Source organism: Kitasatospora sp. NPDC041988, assembly GCF_055588525.1.
This window is the reverse complement of the sequence record NZ_JBVJCO010000003.1, coordinates 231,537-249,726: the sequence shown is the minus strand read 5'-3', so window position 1 is coordinate 249,726 and position 18,190 is coordinate 231,537. Positions and strand designations below refer to the sequence as shown.

Below are 18,190 nucleotides of genomic sequence, written 5' to 3'. Positions count from 1 at the left end.
TGCTCGGATTACTCCTGGTCGGCCTTGGTCTATTCCTCAGGGGGGCTCTTGTAGAACTGGGAAGGCGGGCCGCCGCGAATGCCCTGAGCGTCGTCCGGTGGCTGTTTGTACGCAGTCGGCCGGTAGGCGGGCGGAGGCTGCGGCGTTATCGCAGGTTGGTGACCGAAAAATATGCGAAGCATAAGCTCGGATTCAGCCAGGGCGATGAGGTGCGGCCCATTGATATTCGCCAAGTTTACATACCCCTGCAAGGGGTGGTGGCCGGGCGTCGTGTCGATGTTTATGACCTGATCGCGCTTCGGAAGCGGACTGTATTGCTCGGGGAGCCGGGGGGTGGGAAGTCGCTGCTACTTAAGAATGCCCTGCTGCGGTGGGCCGACGAGGAGGGGGATGAGAAGATCCCGGTCATGGTGAACCTGCATCGGTGTAACAAGGGGGACTGGGGGAGCTTTGAAGAGCTCATCATTGCGGAGTTCCAGGGGGCGCGGGTGCGAAACGCCGAAGATCTGGTCGAGCGGACGCTGCGTACGGGTAGGTTAAGGGTCTACTTCGACGGCTTGGATGAGGTTGGCGACGCCGAGCAGGGGCGCGTGGTGCATGCGCTCCAGGAATTCACACTGACGCACAGTGATTGCCAGATCATTGTGACCTGCCGGAATGCCGCCTATCGCGAGCAGTTGGCCGAGCAGTTCGACCAGGTGGTGCGCCTCGCGGAGTTCGATGATGTCGCTATTCTTCGCTTCCTCGGGAAGTGGCCCGGTATCAAGGGCCCTGTGGAAGCCGGTCGGATCTTCAAAGCCCTGCAGGCGGATCCGCAACTGATGGGGCTGGCCCACAGTCCGCTCATGCTTACGATGATCGCCTATCTGCAGTCCGAGGAGCAGGTCGAGCAGGTTGGTCCGCTACCCAATTCTCGAGCCAGGTTCTATGACATTGCCGTCACTCATCTCCTGGACCGAGATCGGAGGCTGGGGCGGACCGCCGCTATAGGGCTCTACAGTGCCGAGCGGAAGCTGCTGGTGCTGCAGCGCGTAGCGCGTGCCAGGATGGAGTCCGCGACGCAGGACGGAGACTGGCAGGCAATTCCGAAGTCTCAGCTGGAAAATGCAATAAAAGAGCTTCTGCCAGGATTCGATCTGGGGGTCGAACACGTCGAGCCGCTGCTCAATGAGATAGTCGAACGTAGTCAGTTGATAAAGTCTCTGGATTCGATCGGGCGTTTCTATATATTCAACCACCTCACACTGATGGAGTACCTTGCGGCTTCCGCACTGTCTGGCTCGTCGGAGCTGATAATGTCGCATTATCATTCAGCCCCGGAGACCTGGCGTGAGGCAGTCAAGATGTGGTGTGCGGTGGCAAGGGTGGATTGCACTCCAGTAGTCAGGAAGGTGTTCGAAAGCGAGGAGCTTCGGCGCAAGGTACTCGCCCTGGAATGCCTGGGTGATGTGACGTATCTCGATGGAGCCTTTGCCGACAAGGTCCTGAAGTATTTCTTCGGCCGCCTCGGGGCCGAAGGCGCCGACGGTACGGCCGTGGCCGAAGGGCTCGGTGCGCTTGCAACCAGCAGCAGGCCACGCGGCCAACGGGTGCGGGAGGGGCTCGAGTGGGAGGCTGCCAACAGGCACAGGGGCGACCCGAGACGATCGGCTGCTCTGACGGCTCTCGCCAGTTCCTGTCGCCTCGAAGCGGCGGAGGCCATCGCGCAGAGTGCGGAGAACCCGGAGGATGTCGAAGCCCGCGAAGCTCTACAGGCCATGGGTGAGATCGCGGTGCCGGTGCTCGTGGAAGCCGCGCAGCGCGGTGCCGTCTGGGCCGTGCATTGCCTTGGGGTTATCGGCACACCGGCCGCAGCTCAACAGCTCGCCGGGCTGCTCTGGGGCCAAGATCCCTCGACGGCACGCACCGCGGCCTGGATACTGGCCGCACTGTTGCCCAGCCCGGACGTCGAAGACGGGCTCCGGCAGCTCCGATTGTCGGAGCGATACGGCACGGCCAATGAGTATCCGGCAGTCTGGCAGCCGTTCAAAGAGCCCACTTATTCTCCACTGCCCCGAGTGGCTGGGCGGATCGCCTATGAGCTCGACGGTGGTTGTCTCGAAAATTCGGACAACGCCGAACCGGACTTGACGGAGGTTCCGGGCTGGATCGAGGAGCTCGATTTCCGGATAGGTATTCCAGTCGCTGCCCTAGGCTTCGATGCAGCAGGCCTGACAGACCGGGATCCACTGAGCCCCGAGGAACGGGACAGGTTGCGTGAGCTCACCCGGGAGGCGGCAGATCGCATCCTGTCGCGCCACGCCAGGTATCTACCGGTAACCAATCGCACGATCGCCAGGCCTGTCGGAACCGCCGAACTGCTGAGCGCCGAGCCGGCTGCCTCGCTCGACAACGCAGGCCTGCTCAAGCCGCTGAAGGACGAGCTCCTGAGGGGCAGCGGTGTTCCGGCCGTCTACCGGGACATCATTGCCTTGTTGCCATGGCCGGTCCAGTGCCGCATCCTGGCGGTCTTCGTTGCCCCGGATTCGCACCTCATGGAGCGCACCGCCAGCCGCCCGGTCGATTGGAACACCTGGAAGTCCGTGCGCGACAACCCCCCGGAGCCGATTGCGATGACACGGCTCTACGGTGCATGTTCCCTGCTGGTTGGGGCTCTCGCGGTCGGTCTGGGCGGAACCAGGCTCGTTTCGAGCATGTTCGGCTGGCAGCCGTGGGCCCTAAGTCCCCTGCCGAGCTGGCAATGGATCCTATTCGCCGTGATGGCTGGCCTCTTTGTGAGCACGGTTTTGGGACTGGTTCTGACGCCCTCGCGTCTGTTGCGCGTATCGGTCGAGGAAAGACTCATCAGTTTCGCTGCGCTGGTGATGGTCGGTGTTAGTTCTATTCTGCTGGGTGTGAGCGTGGGAGCGCTGGCAGCACTGTTCGGTTGGCAGCTGACAGTTGTGCTGGCGGCGATCCTGATCTGCGGAATCTGGGTGCCGGCGGCCGTCGCGGGCCGCCGCAACAGGGCCAGATCCAATCCGTTGCGCCCTTGCCTGCTGGCCGGTGAGAAGCTCAGAAGGGCGGCGTAGGTGACAGCGGACACCTTATCGCTGTGACGGACAGCTCCGGATACGGTGTTCGACGGCTGACTCAGCCGTCGAGTGCCTCGCGCAGGTCCAGGATGCGGTAGCCGCGGGCGCGGACGGCGTCGATGATCAGCGGGAGCGCCTCGGCGTCCAGACACCGGTGGTCGGGGCTCTCGTCGGGTGCGCCGACGTGGAGTTGGAGGATCGCGCCGGGCACGAGGGCGGCGAGCGCGCGGTCGACGGCCTTGGCGCTGGTCATGCCGCCGGCGGGGCCGAGGTAGCCGTTGGTGTCGGCGGTGAACTCGAGGTCGGCGAAGCCGAGCGCGTTGACGTCGGCGATCCGCTGCGGCGTCGTCTCGCTGTACGGGAACCGGAAGAACGGCAACGGCTCGGCGCCCGAGGCGGTCCGGATCGCGGCGTCGGCGCGCAGCACCTGGGCGCGCGCCTGCTGCGGGCCGAGGTCGGCGAAGAACGGGTGGCTGTACGAGTGGTTGCCGAGGCCGTGCCCGGCGCCGGCCATCGCGCGGACCGCGTCCGGGTGCTGCTCGGCGAACTGCCCGGTGGGGAAGAACGTGGCGGGGGCGGCACGTTCGCGCAGCTCGGCGAGGACGGTGTCGAGTCCGGTCTCGTCCCAGGCGGCGTTGAAGGTGAGCGCCACGACCCGCTCCTCGGTGGGGAGCCGGCGGACCTCGCCGCCGAGCAGTGACGCGGGCGGGGCGGCGACCGCGGTCAGCGTGAGGGCGGCGGTCACGGCGGCGGCGATCGCGAGGAGACGCTTCACGCCCGCTCAACGCCCGGTGGCCGGTCAAGGACACGGGTTCGAGCCGGTCCGGGGGTCGTGTGGCCCTACCAGGCGGCGAGGAGGCCGGGATCGAGCCATCGAAGGCCGCTTTCCGGTCTGTCCGGTGAGTCGATGCCCGATCGGCGGTCGGGCGTTCGAATCGTGTGCCAGGGTTACGGCATGCCACATGTGAAATGTCACATGTGAGCACTGTGAGAAATTGAGAGACGGAGAACCGCATGAACCGAATCACTCTGCTCGCGGCGGGCGTCGCCGGGGCGGCGACCCTGCTGGCCATCCCGGCCGAGGCCGGTGCGGCGACCGCGACGACCACCACCGTCACCTGTGGCGCGTCCGGGCTGCAGGCCGGACTGTCGACCAAGGTGTGCGCCGAGGTCACCGGCGGCGGCGTCCAGTTCTACGGGCAGATCGCGCTGGCCGGCCCGCCGAGCCCGGGCGGCCCGGCGCCGACGACCAAGGAGCTGATCACCGGGCTCTCCGGTCAGGTGGTGGGCGGTGCCTCGCTCGGATCGGTGAGCGGGTACACGCTGTTCACGGCCAGCACGGTGCAGGTACGGGGCGTCGGCGGCACGGTGCCGTGCGGGTCGACCGTGCACGGCAGCTTCAGTGTGGCCGCCTACCCGTGGAACCCGGCGCCGGTGACCGTGGACGTCGTGGTCCCGTGTTGATGACTGACCAGTAGTACGGCAGGGCCCGGGAGTTGGCGGACTCCCGGGCCCTGGCCGTTCGGCCCGCGAAGGCTCGGCCGCGAGGGTGCGGCAGTCGGGGATCGCGGGTGCGCCCGCGGGCCCGCGCGGCCGCGATGCGATGACGACTTGAAGAATTCTTCATCCGCGGGGATGATGCTCCACGGCCGCACCGGCCACCGGCGGCACCGGCCACCGGCTACTGGGCACCCGCCCACCGGGCACCACCGTGCGCCGCCGAGCACCAGGGAGAGAACGGACGATGCCGGTCCCGCTGTACCAGGCGAAGGCGGAGTTCTTCCGCACCCTCGGGCACCCGGTCCGCATCCGCGTACTTGAGCTGTTGCAGGACGGGCCGCGGCCGGTGCGCGAGCTGCTGGCCGAGATCGAGGTCGAGCCGTCCAACCTCTCCCAGCAGCTCGCGGTGCTGCGCCGGACCCAACTGGTCACGGCCACCCGCGAGGGCAACACCGTGGTCTACGCGCTGAGCACGCCGGACGTCGCCGAACTGCTGCGAGCCGCCCGGCGCATCCTCACCGACCTGATCACCGACCAGGGTGTGCTGCTCACCGAGCTCCGCGCGCCCGGCGCCCGCGCCGTCCAGGCTGCGGATGCCGGGCGCGCCGCCCGCGCGACCAGCAGCTGAGCACCGGGCGGCGCACTGCCGCCGCCCGCCCGGACCACGCCCACGCGGAACGACCGCCCGACCCGAAGGAGAAGCCGGCCATGGCCGACGCCATCAGCGACGAGAAGAGCAGGCGCAAGGCCATGCTGATCCGCGCGGGTATCTACATCTTCGCCACACACCTCTTCGCCGGGTTCGTCATCCTGCTGTTCGCCCTCGGAGACCGTCACTGAGGCGGTGACCCTCACTGAGGCGGTGGCCTTCCTTGAGGCGTTGACCCTCACTGACGTACCGGCGGGTGGTGCTGGTCCAGGTGTGGACGCCGTCGACCAGCTCCCGGGTGCCGTTCAGGTACCAGTGGGCGGCCGGGTGGCGGAGCAGCAGGCGCCGCCGCAGGGTGTCGCTCTCTTCCCTCAGGCGTGCGACCCGGGCGCGGACCGCCGCCGCGGCCTGGGCGCGGGTGCAGCCGCGGACGCGCTGCAGGGTCAGTACGGTGTTGAAGGCCACCGCCGCCTGGAGCTCCTCCCGCTCCAGTGAGTACAGGTCGTTGATGAGCGTCGCCGCGTCGGCGGTGTGCGCCCGCAGCCGGTGCAGTGCGGGGTCGGCGTGCAGCCTGGTCGGCGCGTCGGCGCCGTGGACCCGCTCCAGTATGTTCATGAACGGGTAGAGGCAGCTGGCGTGGCGGCGCAGCCGCACGGTCTCCGGCAGGCCGGGGGAGGTGCGCCCGGCGCGGTGGGCGGACTCGGCGAGGAAGGTCTCCAGACAGGACCGCCACTCGGCGGCGCTCCGCTCGCGCCAGGCGGGGGACATGGCGTCGCACTGGCGCTCCCACAGCTCGCGCCAGGACTGCAGCAGCGGCGGGTCGCCCGCCGCGGGCGCCGGGGCGTCCCCGGCCAGGACGGCGAGCAGCGGCTGGACGACGGCGTGCGCCTCCGGCGGTCGGCGGCCGGGCGGGCCGTCGAAGCGGTCGTCGAGGATGGTGAACCAGCCGAGCAGGTCGACCAGCAGGTCGAGTTCGGCGCCCCGGGCCCGGGGGTAGGAGTGACCGATCAACCCGGGGAGCGTGTAGGCCTGGTAGCGCGGCAGCTCGGCGGACGAGAGCAGACCGTGGTGGAGCGCCCAGTCGGCGTGCCGGGCGGTGGCGGTGCGCAGCTCGCCGGGGAGGCGGCGGCGGGCGGCCGCGGCGGGTGGGCGCGGCGTCGGGTACGCGGGCGGGGCCGGCCGCGGGACGGTGGCGATGCGTACGGCAGTGCCCGGGATGCGGACGGCCGGTGCGGCAGTGCCCAGGGCGGCGGTGGTCGGTGCGGTGGGCGGTCGTGTGGTGGCCGGTCGTGCGGTGGGTGTCGTCGGGGCGCCGGGGGTCTCGCGCGGGGCGAGCCGGACGCGCAGGCCCTGGGCCTGGACCGTGGTCCAGACCACCTCGCGGGCCCGGGTGCCAGGCAGCGCAGTCGGCCGCCAGCGGCGCAGGATCGCGGCGGCGGCCACGGTCAACTCCGCCCAGGCGAACGCCTCACCGATGCACTTGTGCTTGCCCGCCCCGAACGGCAGGAACGCCTGCCGGCCCGCGCTCGCCGCGCCGCCGCCCTCGTACCGGCGGCCGGGGTGGAAGCGCAGCGGGTCCGGGTAGAGCAGCGGGTCTCGGTGGAGTGCGGTGAGGCTGTAGAGCAGCTCGGTGCCGGCCGGGATCCGGTACGGGCCGAGCTCGACCGGCACGCTCGCGGTTCGCATCAGGAAGGCGTTCGGCGCGTGCAGCCGGACCACCTCCTGGGTGACGCTGCGGGTGTACGTGAGCCGGGCGAGCGCCTCCGGGGTGGGGACGGTGCCCGGCGGGAGGTGCTCGTCCAGTTCGGCGAGGACGCGGGCCTCCACCCGGGGGTGCCGCAGCAGCTCGTCGATCAGCCAGGTGAGCGTGGTGGAGACGGTCTCGGTGCCCGCGCCGAACATGGTGATCGCCTCGGAGCGAACGTCCGCCTCGGTGAGCGGACGGCCGGTGGCGGGGTCCGTCGCGGCGCGCAGCAGCCCGGGCAGGGTGGGGTCCGCGCTGCCGCCGGGCCGCGCGGAGCCGCCGACCGGGCAGCCTGTCGGTCGTGCACCGCCGTTGACGGCCTGGTCGACCACCTGGTTCAGCACCCGGACGGCGGCGTCGAACCGCCGGTTGACCGGCAGCGGCAGCCGGGCGAACGCCGGGTGCGGGTAGAGCGACTGGACGATCTGACCCTTCACCATGTCGGGCAGCGCCCGGTGGAAGGCGAGTGCGGCGTCCTCGCTCAGCTTCGCGTCGAACAGCGTCCGGGTGACGATCTCCAGCGCGAGGTGGTTCATCTCCTTGGCGACGTCGAGGACTTGGCCCGGCTGCCAGCGCCCGGCCCGCTCCTCGGTGACCTGGTGCATCACCGCGAGGTACCCGGCCATCCGGTCCGGGCCGAAGGCGGGCTGGACGACCCGGCGGCGGTCGCGGTGCGCCTGGCCCTCGGACATCAGCAGGCCGTCGCCGAACGCGGTCTTGAGGGTGTCCTGGACGGCGCCGCGCGGGCAGTCGTGGGCGAGCGCCACCAGCAGGGTGTGAACCAGACGGGCGTCGGTGACCACGCAGACCGTGCGCGGTCCGAGCCGGATCCGCACCACGCCGCCGTGGCGGGAGAGCGAGCCGAGGAAGCCGAGCGGGTCGCGCAGCAGGGCGGGGGCGTGTCCGAGGCCGGGGAGTGCGCCCGGCGCGAGCGGGGGAGCGGCCGTGGCGGCCGGCCGGGGGGTGCTTCTGGAGGGAATGATCGGTCTACGGGGCTCGGTCGTCAGGGGCATGACATCACCTCTCATCAGTGCGGCCGGCGCGGCGGGCCCGCCGGAGCCGCCGCCGCGACAGGCGGGATCCGAGGGCCCCAGTCAGGGCGGACCCCCGCGCGCGCCACGAACAGAGGGGCGCCCGCCATAGGAAACGCGCCGGTCCGGCGAGCGTTGCGCCATACCTCCGGGGATCACTCCATCGGCCGATCGTGCCGCCGTCCCCCGGGCGCGGCGCGCGCGGTGGGCGAGCCGGACGGCGGAGGTGTGGTAAGCCCGCCGACCGGTCGCGGCACCGACCAGTCGCGGCACCGACCGGTGTCGGCATCGACCGGTGAGGACTCGACCGGTCCCGCGCCGTCAGGCCCGTTGGACGCGCGGGAAGTCGGCGTCCACCCGGTCGAGCCACCGGTCGGCCGCTCCGGCCAACCCCTCGGCGGCCTCGACGGCGTGCTCGAACCACTCCTCCCAGTCGCCCACCACCTCGCCCGCCACCTCGATCTCCACCTGCGCCCGCCACGGTGGCCCCCAGCGCAGGTCGAACCCGCACCGGCGCGGGAAGCCCAGTGCGCAGACCACGAGCAGGCCCGGCGCCTCGACGAAGCCGGTGACGGTCGCCGCCACGATCCACCCGTGACGGTGGTACTCCAGCCCCGCCCCGGTCTCGCCCGCCCGAACGCCGAGTCCGGCGGCGAGCCGGCGCAACCGGTCGGCGGCGCGGGAGAGTGCGGCTTCGACGGCGGGGGCCTCGGCCTCGGTGAGGGCGGGGAAGACCCAGCGCGGGTCGCCCCGGTCGAGCGGGATCGTCTCGGTGTCGGTGTCGGTGTCGGTGTCGGTGTCGGTCTCGGTCACGGGCGGAGTCTGGCCGGGGGCGGACGGCGTCCGCAACCGGTCGTCGGACGGGACGACCGCGCGGTGCGTAGCGCATCACGCTCGTGCCCGGGCGCCCGCTTCCGTGCGGAGGGCCTGACCTGCGCGGACCGCCTCGTCCGGGGCGTCTGCCATTGCCCCGCAGGCAGGGCCTTTCGGCCCTCGGCCGGAGGGCCTCCGCCGGTCCAGCATGGTCCGGAACCCGTCCGTTCGGCCCAACCCGTCCGTTCGGCCCGACCCGTCCGTACGGCCCGGAATCGAGGAGGACCCTGATGACCCGTCTGCGCGGCCTCAACCGCCTGCCGTTCGACTTCCACGCCGATGCGGACGACGGTCTCGGCCGGGTGTACCGCCACCGCTGCGACGACGGCCACGACGGCCTGATTGCGCCGGTGGAGGAGGCCTGCTGACGGGCAGAACATGATCGGGCCCCGGCCCCGGGGACGAGCAGGCGAGCAGGCGAGCGACGAGTACACCCACCGACGGGCACACCCGAAGCAGAAGGCGGGAACCAGGACCATGGAGTGCGAAGAAGTCATGCTGACCGTCCGGATCACCGCGGCCGAGCGGGCGCTGCTGCGCGCACTCGCGCGCGGCCACGGCAGCGACGTGTCGGAGGTGGCGGCGGACGGCCTGCTCGACGTCATCCCCGCCCTGCACGGCGACGCCGCCGCGCTCCGGCTGCCGCGCGTCCTGGCCCTCCCGGCACCCTGCGCCGTCACCCTCTGGCTGCCCTCGCCCGTTGCCGACCTCCTCCCGCTGCTCGGTGACCGGCTCGCCCTGGCCGCCGGGCTGCGGACCTGCCCGGCGAGTGCCGCGCTCGCCGCCGCGTTGCGGTTCTGGCTGGCGGGCGAGCCGGCCCGGCTCGCCGCCTCCCTCGCCGCCATGCACGCGCCGAGGGCCCGCCGGACCGCCGTCCCGCTGCTCGACGTGGCGGCCTGAGCGTCTGCTTCCGCCACGGGTGTCTTCGCCGGGAGCTCGGCGCACTGCAGCGCGCCGGCCGTCTCGCACGGCGCGTCCCGGCGACCATTCGGCCAGTCGTAGAACCCGGATCGGAGGCTGCCGTGGCGGCCGGAGTGACGCTTCGTCGGTGGTGCCGCGGGTGGTGGTGCGGGTGTGCACGGTGGGTCCGAATGGCATGTCCGGGGCGGGAAATCTGCTGGTCAGGGCTCTGGTCAGGGTCGTCCGGCGGGTCTAGCATTCCGGTCACGGCAGCCGGAGCCCGGACCCGCGGGCGGCCCGGCCGGGTGGCCGCCACCACCCCCTGCCGGGGAGCGCGTACCCCCCGAGCGCGCCCCCCGGCACCGCCGCGTGCCGCCGTGCTGAGGGTCGCTCACCGCCGGGCGGTCCGGCGCGATCGTGATCGCCGGGTCACCGGCCGGGTCGATGTCCGCGCCCGGCCACCGGCCGTTGCGGACCCAGGTCAGAACCTCCCCACTCCCGCAGTCCGTAGGACGTCGCGTACGGGCGTACCGACGCCTGACGGAGCACTCCGCCCGTGCGCGAACGGACTTGCCGTCAGGCCCGGTGAAGGGCCCGTGGCAGCGTCCGCGACCGGTGTCGCGGGCCCGCCCGATCGAATTTCGAAAAAGGTTTCTGTTATCCCCTCCCGCCGTGCCCGGTCTCCGGAGTGTCGGAAGGCCCAGCCGCCACGTCGCGTGGCGCGCGGGCCGTCGCACCGAGGACAGGAGAGCGCGATGGGACACCGGGGCACGGAACACCGGCGCGAGCGGCGAAAGAGGACGGGGCGCCGGACGGCGCTGCTGGCGGTGGCGGTCACGGCCGGACTGGTCGCGGGCGTACTGGGCATCCAGACCGCGATGGAGCCGGCCGCCGTTCGGGCCGGCGTCACGGCGGCGGGGGACGGATCGGCCGACCGGGCGGAGGCGGGCACGGCCGGGGTCGTCACCGAGGACGGTGGGCCGGGGGAGACCGGTACCGCCGAGGGCGCCACCCGGGCGCCCGCCCCGAAGCGGGATCAGAAGGCCGCGCCGCTGCACGAGATACCCAAGGACCAGCCTGAGCGCGGTCTGGTCTACGCCGGTCTGACCCTGCCGACCGGCGACCTGTGCGCCGGTTCGCTGGAGGTGTCCGGCGGGCAGCTGTGCAGCCACGGGCCGGATGCGCCGCCCAAGGACGTGGACATCCGCAAGGACGTCCCGCCGGTCGCCGCCGCGGCCGCCCAGGCGCCGACGCTCACGCCGCCGGCCGACGCCCAGCCGCCCGCCGCGGCCGACCTGTTGAAGGGTTCGGCTCCCGTTCTCGACGCCGGCCAGAAGGCGCTCCTCAGCGACGCCGGCACCCCGGCGGCGGGCGCCCCCGCAGCACCCCAGCAGACGCCCGCCGCCGGCGGCTCCGCCGTGGTCTGCGAAGGCGACGGCAGTGCCGGCAACCGGGTCCAGGTGGTGTACGTCCACAGCCCGGGCAACGACCGCTTCGCCCAGTACCTGCCCTCGTTCAAGAAGTGGGCGGCGGAAGTCGACGTCATCTACAACGCCAGTGCCCAGGAGACCGGCGGTGTCCGGCACGTCCGCTTCGTCACCGAACCCGACTGCTCCGCCTCGGTGTTGAACGTGCAGATCTCGGACTCCGAGATCCAGGACTTCAACGCGAGCAACCGCGCGCTCGCCGCGCAGGGTTTCAACCGCAAGGACCGCAAGTACATGATGTTCACCGATGCCAAGGTGTACTGCGGCATCGGCACCTTCGCGGGTGACGAGCGGCCCGGCCAGGACAACCAGAGCAACTTCGGTCCCTCGTACGGCCGGACCGACTCCGGCTGCTGGGGCGGCCACACGGCGGCGCACGAACTCGGCCACAACCTGGGCGCGGTGAGCAACAGCGCGCCCAACTCGAGCAAGGGTGGCCACTGCGTCGACGAGTGGGACCTCATGTGCTACTCGGACACCCCGTACTACCCGGCGATGAAGACGGTCTGCCCGGACAACGCCAGTGACGCCCGGCTCGACTGCCGTCACGACGACTACTACAACACCGCGCCCGCGGCCGGTAGTTACCTGGCCACGCACTGGAACGTCGCCAACAACCGCTTCCTGATCGCCGGCAGCGGTACCGGCCCGAACCCCACCCCGACCCCCACGCCCACCGCGACGGCCTCGCCGACCCGCACCCCGACCACCACCCCCACCCCGACTACGACCCCGACCCCGACGCCGACCCCGACGGCCACCGGGGGTCCCACCCCGAGCCCGACCGGGACCCCGTCGCCCACCGGCACCACCCCGAGCCCGACCCCGACCCCGACCGCGACGCCGACCGGCGGCGCCACCGGACCTGACATGACGGCCAGTCAGATCACCCAGAACTCGGCCGTGCTGAGCTGGCCCGCCGTCCCGGCCGCCGCCGGCTACGACGTGCTGCTCAACGGCCAGGCCATCGGCACCGTCCACGCCACCGTGGTCGGCCTGGTCCGGCTCGCCCCCGGCACCTCGTACACCGTGGCCGTCGCCGTCCGCGACAGTGCGGGCGCCGTCTCCAAGCCCGGCCGCGCGGCCACCTTCCGCACCCTCGCCGACGCCGGCCGTCCGCAGCCCGGCACCCGGTACACCATGGTGAACGGGCTCACCGGGCAGGCCGCCGACCTCTGGGGCAGCTCGCTCAACGACGGCACCGTGGCCATCGCCTACCAGCGCACCGGCTACGCCAACCAGAAGTGGACCTTCGAGGACGCCGGGTCCGGCGCGGTGCGGATCAAGTCCGCCCGCTCTGACAAGTGCCTCCAGCTCGGCGGCGGCCCGGTGGCCGGCCAGTACCTCGCCCAGCAGCCCTGCTCCGGCGCGGCCGCCCAGAAGTGGGTGCTCACCCCGTCGGGCGGCGGGTTCACCCTGAGCGCCGAGGGCTCGACCCTGGTGCTCGGCGTCAGCAACCGCTGGTACTACGGCGGTTGGCTGCTGGAGCTGCAGAAGCCCAACGGCCAGGCCTACCAGTCCTGGTCGCTGCAGAAGGCCTCCTGACCTGACCTCGGGCCCGTCTTCGAACCCGCCTCTGCCTGACGGCGTTCGAAGACGGGCCCCGACCCCGCCACCACCCACCCGGGTGCGGCCGTCGCCATGTCACACCGGCGGCGGCCGCACCCGGGTCACGCCCCCACGAGGAACCCCCGCCATGCGTACCCGACCGCTCGCCGCCGCCCTCGCCCTCGCCGGGGCGGTCGTCCTCGGACCCGCCGCCCTCCCCGCCGCCGCCCACGGCGACACCGTCCACCTCGACGTCACCGGCCTGGAGAACGGGCACGTCACCACCGTCGCCACCTTCGAGAACGACCACGAGCCGGTCGTCGAGGAGTTCGCCGGGACGCTCGCCGCCACCTCCGCCGACGGCCGCTCGGCCGGCCCGTGGCGGCTGGTCGCCGTCCCCGGCCACCCCGGCTCCTACACCACCCGGGAGATCCTGCCGGCCGGTCACTGGCGGATCACCGTCGACTGCGCCTTCCCCTCGCTCGGGCACGGCGAGCGCGAACTCGACGTCGAGGCGGCGGCCATCACCGACCCGCCGCTGCCGACCCCCACGGCCGCCGGACCGACCGCCGCGCCCACACCGGCCGTCACCCTCGGACCCACCCCGGGCGTGACCACCGAGCCCAGCCCGGCCGCCACCGCCGCAGTCACCCCGGCCGTCACCCTCGGGCCCACCCCGGCCCAGGGCGCCGGCAAGCCCGCCACCGCCGCGCAGGCCCCTCAGGGTTCGGAGACGGACAGCACCTCGGACGCGGCCGCCTGGGCGGCCATCGGCACCGCCGTCGCGGCCGTCCTCCTGGTCGCCACCGGCTACTGGCTGCGCCGCCGCTGCCGCCGGAGCTGACCCGCAGTCCTGCGGAGTGATCCACGGCCGGCGGAACCGACCGGTCCGGCGCGGTCGTCCCCACCGTCACCGGGCACCGACCGAGGGTGTCCGACCAGGCAAGGGAGCAGCCGCAGATGAAGAAGGTCCTGATCACCGGTGGCGCGGGTTACATCGGCGGCACGGTGGCGTCCGCGTTGCTCGACCAGGGCATCACGCCCGTCATCCTCGACGACCTGTCCAAGGGCCGGGCGGAGTTCGTCGAGGGCCGGGTGTTCTACCAGGGCGACATCGCCGACGGCGCGCTGCTCGACCGGATCTTCGCCGAGCACCCCGACATCGACGCCACCCTGCACTGCGCCGCCCGGATCGTCGTACCGGAGTCGGTCGCCAAGCCGCTCTTCTACTACCGCGAGAACGTGGCCAAGACCGTCGAACTGCTCGACTCCCTCCAGCGCAACGGCTGCACCCGGGTCGTCTTCAGCAGCTCGGCCTCGATCTACGCGCCCACCCCGGACGCCCGGGTGGACGAGACCTGCGCGGTCGACGCGAACAGCCCGTACGCGCGCACCAAGCAGATGATGGAGCACGTCCTCCAGGACTGGACCCGGGGCGACGGCGCCGAGGGGATCCGCGTCATCGCTCTGCGGTACTTCAACCCGGTCGGCGCCGACCCGCAGCTGCGCACCGGCCTCCAGGATCTCAACCCCACCCACGCGCTCGGCAAGCTGATCGAGGCCCACACCAACGGCACGCCGTTCACCGTCACCGGCACGGACTGGGCGACCCGGGACGGCTCGGGCATCCGCGACTACATCCACGTGCAGGACCTCGCCGACGCCCATGTCGCCGCGCTCACCCGCTTCGACGAGGTGGTCAAGCCCACCGCCGCCGACCGCTACCGGGTGATCAACGTCGGCACCGGCGAGGGCACCACCGTCCGCGAACTGATCGCCGCCTTCGAAGAGGCCGTCGGCGTGAAGCTCGACGTCCGCGAGGCCGACCCGCGCCCCGGCGACGTCATCGGCTGCTACGCGGCCGTCGACACCGCCCGCGAGCTGCTCGGCTGGACCGCCCGGCGCACCATCGCCGAGGGCGTCACCGACGCGCTCGCCTGGCGCGCAAAGTGGTCGGCCCGCCTCGCCTCCGCCTGACCCACCCGGCCCCGGGGCCCCGGTCGCGGCACCCCGTTGCCGTGCCGTACCGCGCTGCGGCGATCGGTTTGTCTCGGCGACCCGGGGCCCGGCTGCCCGGAGCCGGCTACCCGGAGCCGGCTACCCGGGGCCGGCCACCCGGGCCCGAGCGGCCACCCGGAACCGGCGGGCGCCGGGCGGCGTCTTCCCGGCGGAGCCGACGGACGGGAGTGACGGGTGGGGAAGAAGGCAGCGGACGGGCCCGGGCCGGGCTGGTGGGGCTGGACCAGGCGGGTTCTGGTCGGGCTCTGCGCGGCGGGGCTGACGCTGCCGGCCGCGCTGTCCGTGGTCCGGCTCGGCGGCTGGGACGACGGCACCTCGCTGGCCATGCCCATGGTGCTGCTGCCCTACGCCGCGGCGGGCACCCTCGTGGCGCTGCTCGTGCTGCTGGCCCTGCGCTCATGGTGGGCGGCGGGGGTGGCTGGAGCGCTGGCCGTGCTCCAACTCTTCTGGCTGGTCCCGAGGTTCGTGCCGGAGGGCGGCTCGGTCGCGGCCGACGCGCCGCGGCTGCGGGTGGCCACCAGCAACGTGTACATGGGGCAGGTCGACGCCGCCGCACTGGTCCGCCTGGTGCGCGAGCAGCGGGTGGACGTGCTCGCCGTGGAGGAGTTCTGGGGCGCCGCGCCCGCCGCGCTGGACCGGGCCGGGATCGCCGAGCTGCTGCCCTACCGTCAGCTCCGGCCGGGCCGGGACACCGCGATCTACTCCCGGCTGCCGCTGACGCCGTTGGACGCCTCGGCCCCGGAGGCGGCCCGCGCCCAGGTGGCCGCCGACGTCTCGGTCGGCGGGCGGACCGTCCGGCTGACCGCCGTGCACACCTACTACCCGCTGGGTGACGCCCGCCGCTGGTCCGTGGACTTCGACGGGTTACGGGCGGCGGCACGGGGCGCCACCCGCAACGCCGTCTTCCTGGGCGACTTCAACGCGACCCTGGACCACGCGCCGATGCGTGACCTGCTCGCCACCGGCCTCACCGACACCCACGAGGAGCTGGGCCGCGGCGTCTCACCGACCTGGCCGGAGGGCAACGCCGACTTCTCCTACCTGCCGCCGGTGATCCAGATCGACCACGTCCTGCACGGTGACGCGCTGACCGCGGTGTCCGTCGCCGAGCACCGGGTGCAGGGGACGGACCACCGCGCGGTGGTTGCCGAACTGGCGGTCACCGGCTGAGAGCGAAGGCCTGCCGTCAGGCGCGGCCGGCGGCCTTCTGGGTGCGGCGGGCCAGCGAGTCGATGACCACCGCGGCCAGCAGCACCGCGCCGGTGACCATGAACTGGATGGCGTTGCTGAGGCCTTCGATGTTCATCCCGGACTGGATCGAGCCGATCACCAGCGCGCCGAGCAGGGCCGACCAGGTCGAGCCGCGTCCGCCGAACAGGCTGGTGCCGCCGATGACGGCCGCCGCGATGGCGTTCATCAGCAGGTTGCCGCCGCCGGAGGTCTGGCTGGCCGACTGGATCTGCGCGGCCAGGAAGAGGCCGCCGACCGCGGCCATGGTGGAGCAGATCGCGAACACGCTGATCCGGATCCCGGACACGTTGATACCGGCGCGCCGGGCACCCTCGATGTTGCCGCCGAGCGCGAAGACCTGCCGGCCGTAGCCGGTGCGGCGCAGCACGAAGTCCAGCACCACGATGAAGATCAGGAAGATCAGGAGCGCCAGCGGCAGCCCCTTGTACTGGTTGAGCGTGTAGGCGGCGAGAAAGGCGATGATCGCCAGCACCACGGTCCGCACCGCGATGTCCGACGCAGGGCGGGACGGCACGCCCGCGGCCTGGCGGCGGCGCGCGTCGAACAGCGAGGCCCCCAGGAAGATCAGGACGCCGATCGCCGCCGTGCCGTAGGCGGCGATCTGCTGCCCGTAGATCGTGCTGTAGAGCCGGGAGACGATGTCGTTGCCGGGCAGGTTGACCGTGCCGGTGGTGCCGAGAATCTGCAGCATCAGGCCGTTCCAGCCGAGGTTACCGGCGAGGGTGACCACGAAGGCGGGGACGCCGACCTTGGCGAAGAAGACGCCCTGGATGCAGCCGACCACCGCACCGCCGACGAGTGCGGTGAGCAGCGCGACGTACTGGTTGACGCCGTCGGTGACACTCAGGACGGCGTAGATCGCCGCGCACAGGCCGCTGACCGAGCCGACCGAGAGGTCGATCTCGCCGAGCAGCAGTACGAAGACCACGCCGATCGCGATCATGCCGGTGCCGACGATCTGCTGGGACAGGTTGGAGAGGTTCTGGGCGGAGAGGAAGCTGCTGTCGAGGCTGCCGAACACGGCCCAGATCACGATCAGGGCCAGCACCACCGGCAGTGAGCCGAGTTCGCCGCTGCCGAGGCGGCGGCGGAACTCGCTGAGGTACCCCTTGATGCCCTCCTGGCGGACGATCAGCCGGGGATCGACGGCCGGGGTGGCCTCGGGCGCCACCGGGACGGGCGCGTTGACGCCGCCCTTGGGCATGCTGTCCTCGGGCAGCGGGACGTGGTGGCGCTCGGGCTCGCCGCCCCCAGTGCCCCCGGGGAAGTTCTCGCTCACTGGGAATCCTCCTGGCCACGGGCCTTCCGACGGGTCACGGCGTTGTCCGTGGCTCCAGTGATGGCCGAGATGATCTCTTCCTGGTTGGTGTAGCGCCTGTCGAAGACGCCGTTGTTGCGGCCCAGGCGCAGCACCGCGACGGTGTCCGCGACGGCCATCACGTCGGCCATGTTGTGGCTGATGAGGATCACGCCGTGGTCCTGTTCGCGCAGCCGCTCGACCAGGTCGAGGACCTGGGCGGTCTGCTCGACGCCGAGGGCCGCGGTGGGTTCGTCCAGCATCACGACCTTCGGCGAGCCGATCAGCGCGCGGGCGATCGCGACCACCTGGCGCTGACCACCGGAGAGCGAGGCGACGGGGATCCGCACGCTGGGGATGCGGATGGACAGGGTGTCCAGCAGCGTGCGGGAGCGCTTCTCCATCGCGACCTCGTCGAGGATGGTGAAGCGCCGGATCTCGCGGCCGAGGAAGAGGTTCCCGACCACGTCGAGGTTGTCGCAGAGCGCGAGGTCCTGGTAGACGGTGGCGATGCCCAACTGCTGGGCGTCCTGGGGGCGGTGGATGGCGACCGGCTTGCCGTGCCACTCGATGACGCCCTCGTCCGGCTGGTGCACGCCGGCGATCGCCTTGACCAGCGTCGACTTGCCGGCGCCGTTGTCGCCGACCAGTGCCAAGACCTCGCCCGCGTGCACCTCCAACTCGATGTCGGTGAGCGCCTGGACGGCGCCGAACCGTTTGGAGACCCCGCGCAGGGCCAGTACGGTCTCACCTGCCACAGTGACCAACTCCCTTGCCCCGTCTCCGGTTTGGCGACGGGGCATGCTCGTGACGGGGT

At 72.0% G+C, this 18,190-nt stretch carries 15 protein-coding genes; 10 read left to right on the top strand and 5 right to left on the bottom strand.

Annotation, left to right across the window (positions count from 1 at the left end):
• The first annotated feature begins 158 nt into the window (after positions 1–158).
• Positions 159–3,071 carry an NACHT domain-containing protein gene (locus ACZ6NC_RS05840; protein ID WP_465729381.1) on the top strand — a complete coding sequence of 971 codons (2,913 nt, stop codon included), beginning with the start codon at positions 159–161 and terminating at the stop codon, positions 3,069–3,071.
• 61 nt (positions 3,072–3,132) lie between these two features.
• Here the strand turns inward: ACZ6NC_RS05840 and ACZ6NC_RS05835 are convergent, their stop codons facing one another.
• On the bottom strand, positions 3,133–3,849 hold the full coding sequence (locus ACZ6NC_RS05835; RefSeq protein ID WP_465729379.1) for a polysaccharide deacetylase family protein: 717 nt from the start codon (positions 3,847–3,849) through the stop codon (positions 3,133–3,135).
• 239 nt (positions 3,850–4,088) lie between these two features.
• On the opposite strand from ACZ6NC_RS05835, the gene ACZ6NC_RS05830 reads away from it, so the two are divergent.
• The 3 genes from ACZ6NC_RS05830 to ACZ6NC_RS05820 all read left to right on the top strand — a co-directional run bounded on the left by ACZ6NC_RS05830 (position 4,089) and on the right by ACZ6NC_RS05820 (position 5,414).
• Positions 4,089–4,538, top strand: a complete 450-nt coding sequence (locus ACZ6NC_RS05830) for a hypothetical protein (protein WP_465729378.1) — start codon at positions 4,089–4,091, stop codon at positions 4,536–4,538.
• A 280-nt stretch (positions 4,539–4,818) separates the two neighbouring features.
• Positions 4,819–5,202: an ArsR/SmtB family transcription factor gene (locus ACZ6NC_RS05825; protein ID WP_465729376.1), complete on the top strand. Its 384-nt coding sequence runs from the start codon at positions 4,819–4,821 to the stop codon at positions 5,200–5,202.
• 80 nt (positions 5,203–5,282) lie between these two features.
• Positions 5,283–5,414 (top strand): DUF6126 family protein, encoded by a 132-nt coding sequence (locus tag ACZ6NC_RS05820; protein ID WP_465729374.1) that lies wholly within the window; start codon positions 5,283–5,285, stop codon positions 5,412–5,414.
• On the opposite strand, the gene ACZ6NC_RS05815 is transcribed toward ACZ6NC_RS05820, so the two are convergent.
• Together ACZ6NC_RS05815 and ACZ6NC_RS05810 are read right to left on the bottom strand one after the other, a co-directional pair.
• Positions 5,380–7,980 carry a cytochrome P450 gene (locus ACZ6NC_RS05815; protein WP_465729372.1) on the bottom strand — a complete coding sequence of 867 codons (2,601 nt, stop codon included), beginning with the start codon at positions 7,978–7,980 and terminating at the stop codon, positions 5,380–5,382. The genes ACZ6NC_RS05820 and ACZ6NC_RS05815 overlap by 35 nt on opposite strands.
• Before the next feature lie 339 nt (positions 7,981–8,319).
• On the bottom strand, positions 8,320–8,811 hold the full coding sequence (locus ACZ6NC_RS05810; RefSeq protein WP_465729370.1) for a hypothetical protein: 492 nt from the start codon (positions 8,809–8,811) through the stop codon (positions 8,320–8,322).
• Between the two features lie 290 nt (positions 8,812–9,101).
• Here ACZ6NC_RS05810 and ACZ6NC_RS05805 point away from each other — a divergent pair, with 290 nt between their 5' ends.
• The 6 genes from ACZ6NC_RS05805 to ACZ6NC_RS05780 all read left to right on the top strand — a co-directional run bounded on the left by ACZ6NC_RS05805 (position 9,102) and on the right by ACZ6NC_RS05780 (position 15,995).
• The gene (locus ACZ6NC_RS05805; RefSeq protein ID WP_465729369.1) at positions 9,102–9,239 is read left to right on the top strand and encodes a hypothetical protein; all 138 of its coding nucleotides are present in this window, start codon (positions 9,102–9,104) and stop codon (positions 9,237–9,239) included.
• A 109-nt stretch (positions 9,240–9,348) separates the two neighbouring features.
• Entirely contained in the window at positions 9,349–9,771 is a 423-nt protein-coding gene (locus tag ACZ6NC_RS05800) for a hypothetical protein (protein WP_465729367.1), read from the top strand.
• Positions 9,772–10,526: 755 nt separating this feature from the next.
• Positions 10,527–12,803, top strand: a complete 2,277-nt coding sequence (locus ACZ6NC_RS05795; protein ID WP_465729366.1) for an RICIN domain-containing protein — start codon at positions 10,527–10,529, stop codon at positions 12,801–12,803.
• 151 nt (positions 12,804–12,954) lie between these two features.
• Positions 12,955–13,650, top strand: coding sequence for a hypothetical protein (locus tag ACZ6NC_RS05790; RefSeq protein WP_465729364.1), 696 nt, complete (start codon positions 12,955–12,957; stop codon positions 13,648–13,650).
• A 116-nt stretch (positions 13,651–13,766) separates the two neighbouring features.
• Positions 13,767–14,783 (top strand): UDP-glucose 4-epimerase GalE, encoded by a 1,017-nt coding sequence (gene galE, locus ACZ6NC_RS05785; protein WP_465729362.1) that lies wholly within the window; start codon positions 13,767–13,769, stop codon positions 14,781–14,783.
• 216 nt (positions 14,784–14,999) lie between these two features.
• The gene (locus tag ACZ6NC_RS05780) at positions 15,000–15,995 is read left to right on the top strand and encodes an endonuclease/exonuclease/phosphatase family protein (protein ID WP_465729360.1); all 996 of its coding nucleotides are present in this window, start codon (positions 15,000–15,002) and stop codon (positions 15,993–15,995) included.
• 16 nt (positions 15,996–16,011) lie between these two features.
• Here the strand turns inward: ACZ6NC_RS05780 and ACZ6NC_RS05775 are convergent, their stop codons facing one another.
• Together ACZ6NC_RS05775 and ACZ6NC_RS05770 are read right to left on the bottom strand one after the other, a co-directional pair.
• Positions 16,012–17,280 carry a sugar ABC transporter permease gene (locus tag ACZ6NC_RS05775; protein WP_465729411.1) on the bottom strand — a complete coding sequence of 423 codons (1,269 nt, stop codon included), beginning with the start codon at positions 17,278–17,280 and terminating at the stop codon, positions 16,012–16,014.
• Positions 17,281–17,351: 71 nt separating this feature from the next.
• Positions 17,352–18,176: an ATP-binding cassette domain-containing protein gene (locus ACZ6NC_RS05770; RefSeq protein WP_465729358.1), complete on the bottom strand. Its 825-nt coding sequence runs from the start codon at positions 18,174–18,176 to the stop codon at positions 17,352–17,354.
• Between the last annotated feature and the right edge of the window lie 14 nt (positions 18,177–18,190).

Bases quoted from the DNA above. Each gene is read 5' to 3' on its own strand.
- ACZ6NC_RS05830 (WP_465729378.1), top strand. From the start codon at position 4,089: ATGAACCGAATCACTCTGCTCGCGGCGGGCGTCGCCGGGGCGGCGACC.
- ACZ6NC_RS05825 (WP_465729376.1), top strand. From the start codon at position 4,819: ATGCCGGTCCCGCTGTACCAGGCGAAGGCGGAGTTCTTCCGCACCCTC.
- ACZ6NC_RS05820 (WP_465729374.1), top strand. From the start codon at position 5,283: ATGGCCGACGCCATCAGCGACGAGAAGAGCAGGCGCAAGGCCATGCTG.
- ACZ6NC_RS05815 (WP_465729372.1), bottom strand. From the start codon at position 7,980: ATGCCCCTGACGACCGAGCCCCGTAGACCGATCATTCCCTCCAGAAGC.
- ACZ6NC_RS05805 (WP_465729369.1), top strand. From the start codon at position 9,102: ATGACCCGTCTGCGCGGCCTCAACCGCCTGCCGTTCGACTTCCACGCC.
- ACZ6NC_RS05800 (WP_465729367.1), top strand. From the start codon at position 9,349: ATGGAGTGCGAAGAAGTCATGCTGACCGTCCGGATCACCGCGGCCGAG.
- ACZ6NC_RS05795 (WP_465729366.1), top strand. From the start codon at position 10,527: ATGGGACACCGGGGCACGGAACACCGGCGCGAGCGGCGAAAGAGGACG.
- ACZ6NC_RS05790 (WP_465729364.1), top strand. From the start codon at position 12,955: ATGCGTACCCGACCGCTCGCCGCCGCCCTCGCCCTCGCCGGGGCGGTC.
- galE (WP_465729362.1), top strand. From the start codon at position 13,767: ATGAAGAAGGTCCTGATCACCGGTGGCGCGGGTTACATCGGCGGCACG.
- ACZ6NC_RS05775 (WP_465729411.1), bottom strand. From the start codon at position 17,280: ATGCCCAAGGGCGGCGTCAACGCGCCCGTCCCGGTGGCGCCCGAGGCC.
- ACZ6NC_RS05770 (WP_465729358.1), bottom strand. From the start codon at position 18,176: ATGCCCCGTCGCCAAACCGGAGACGGGGCAAGGGAGTTGGTCACTGTG.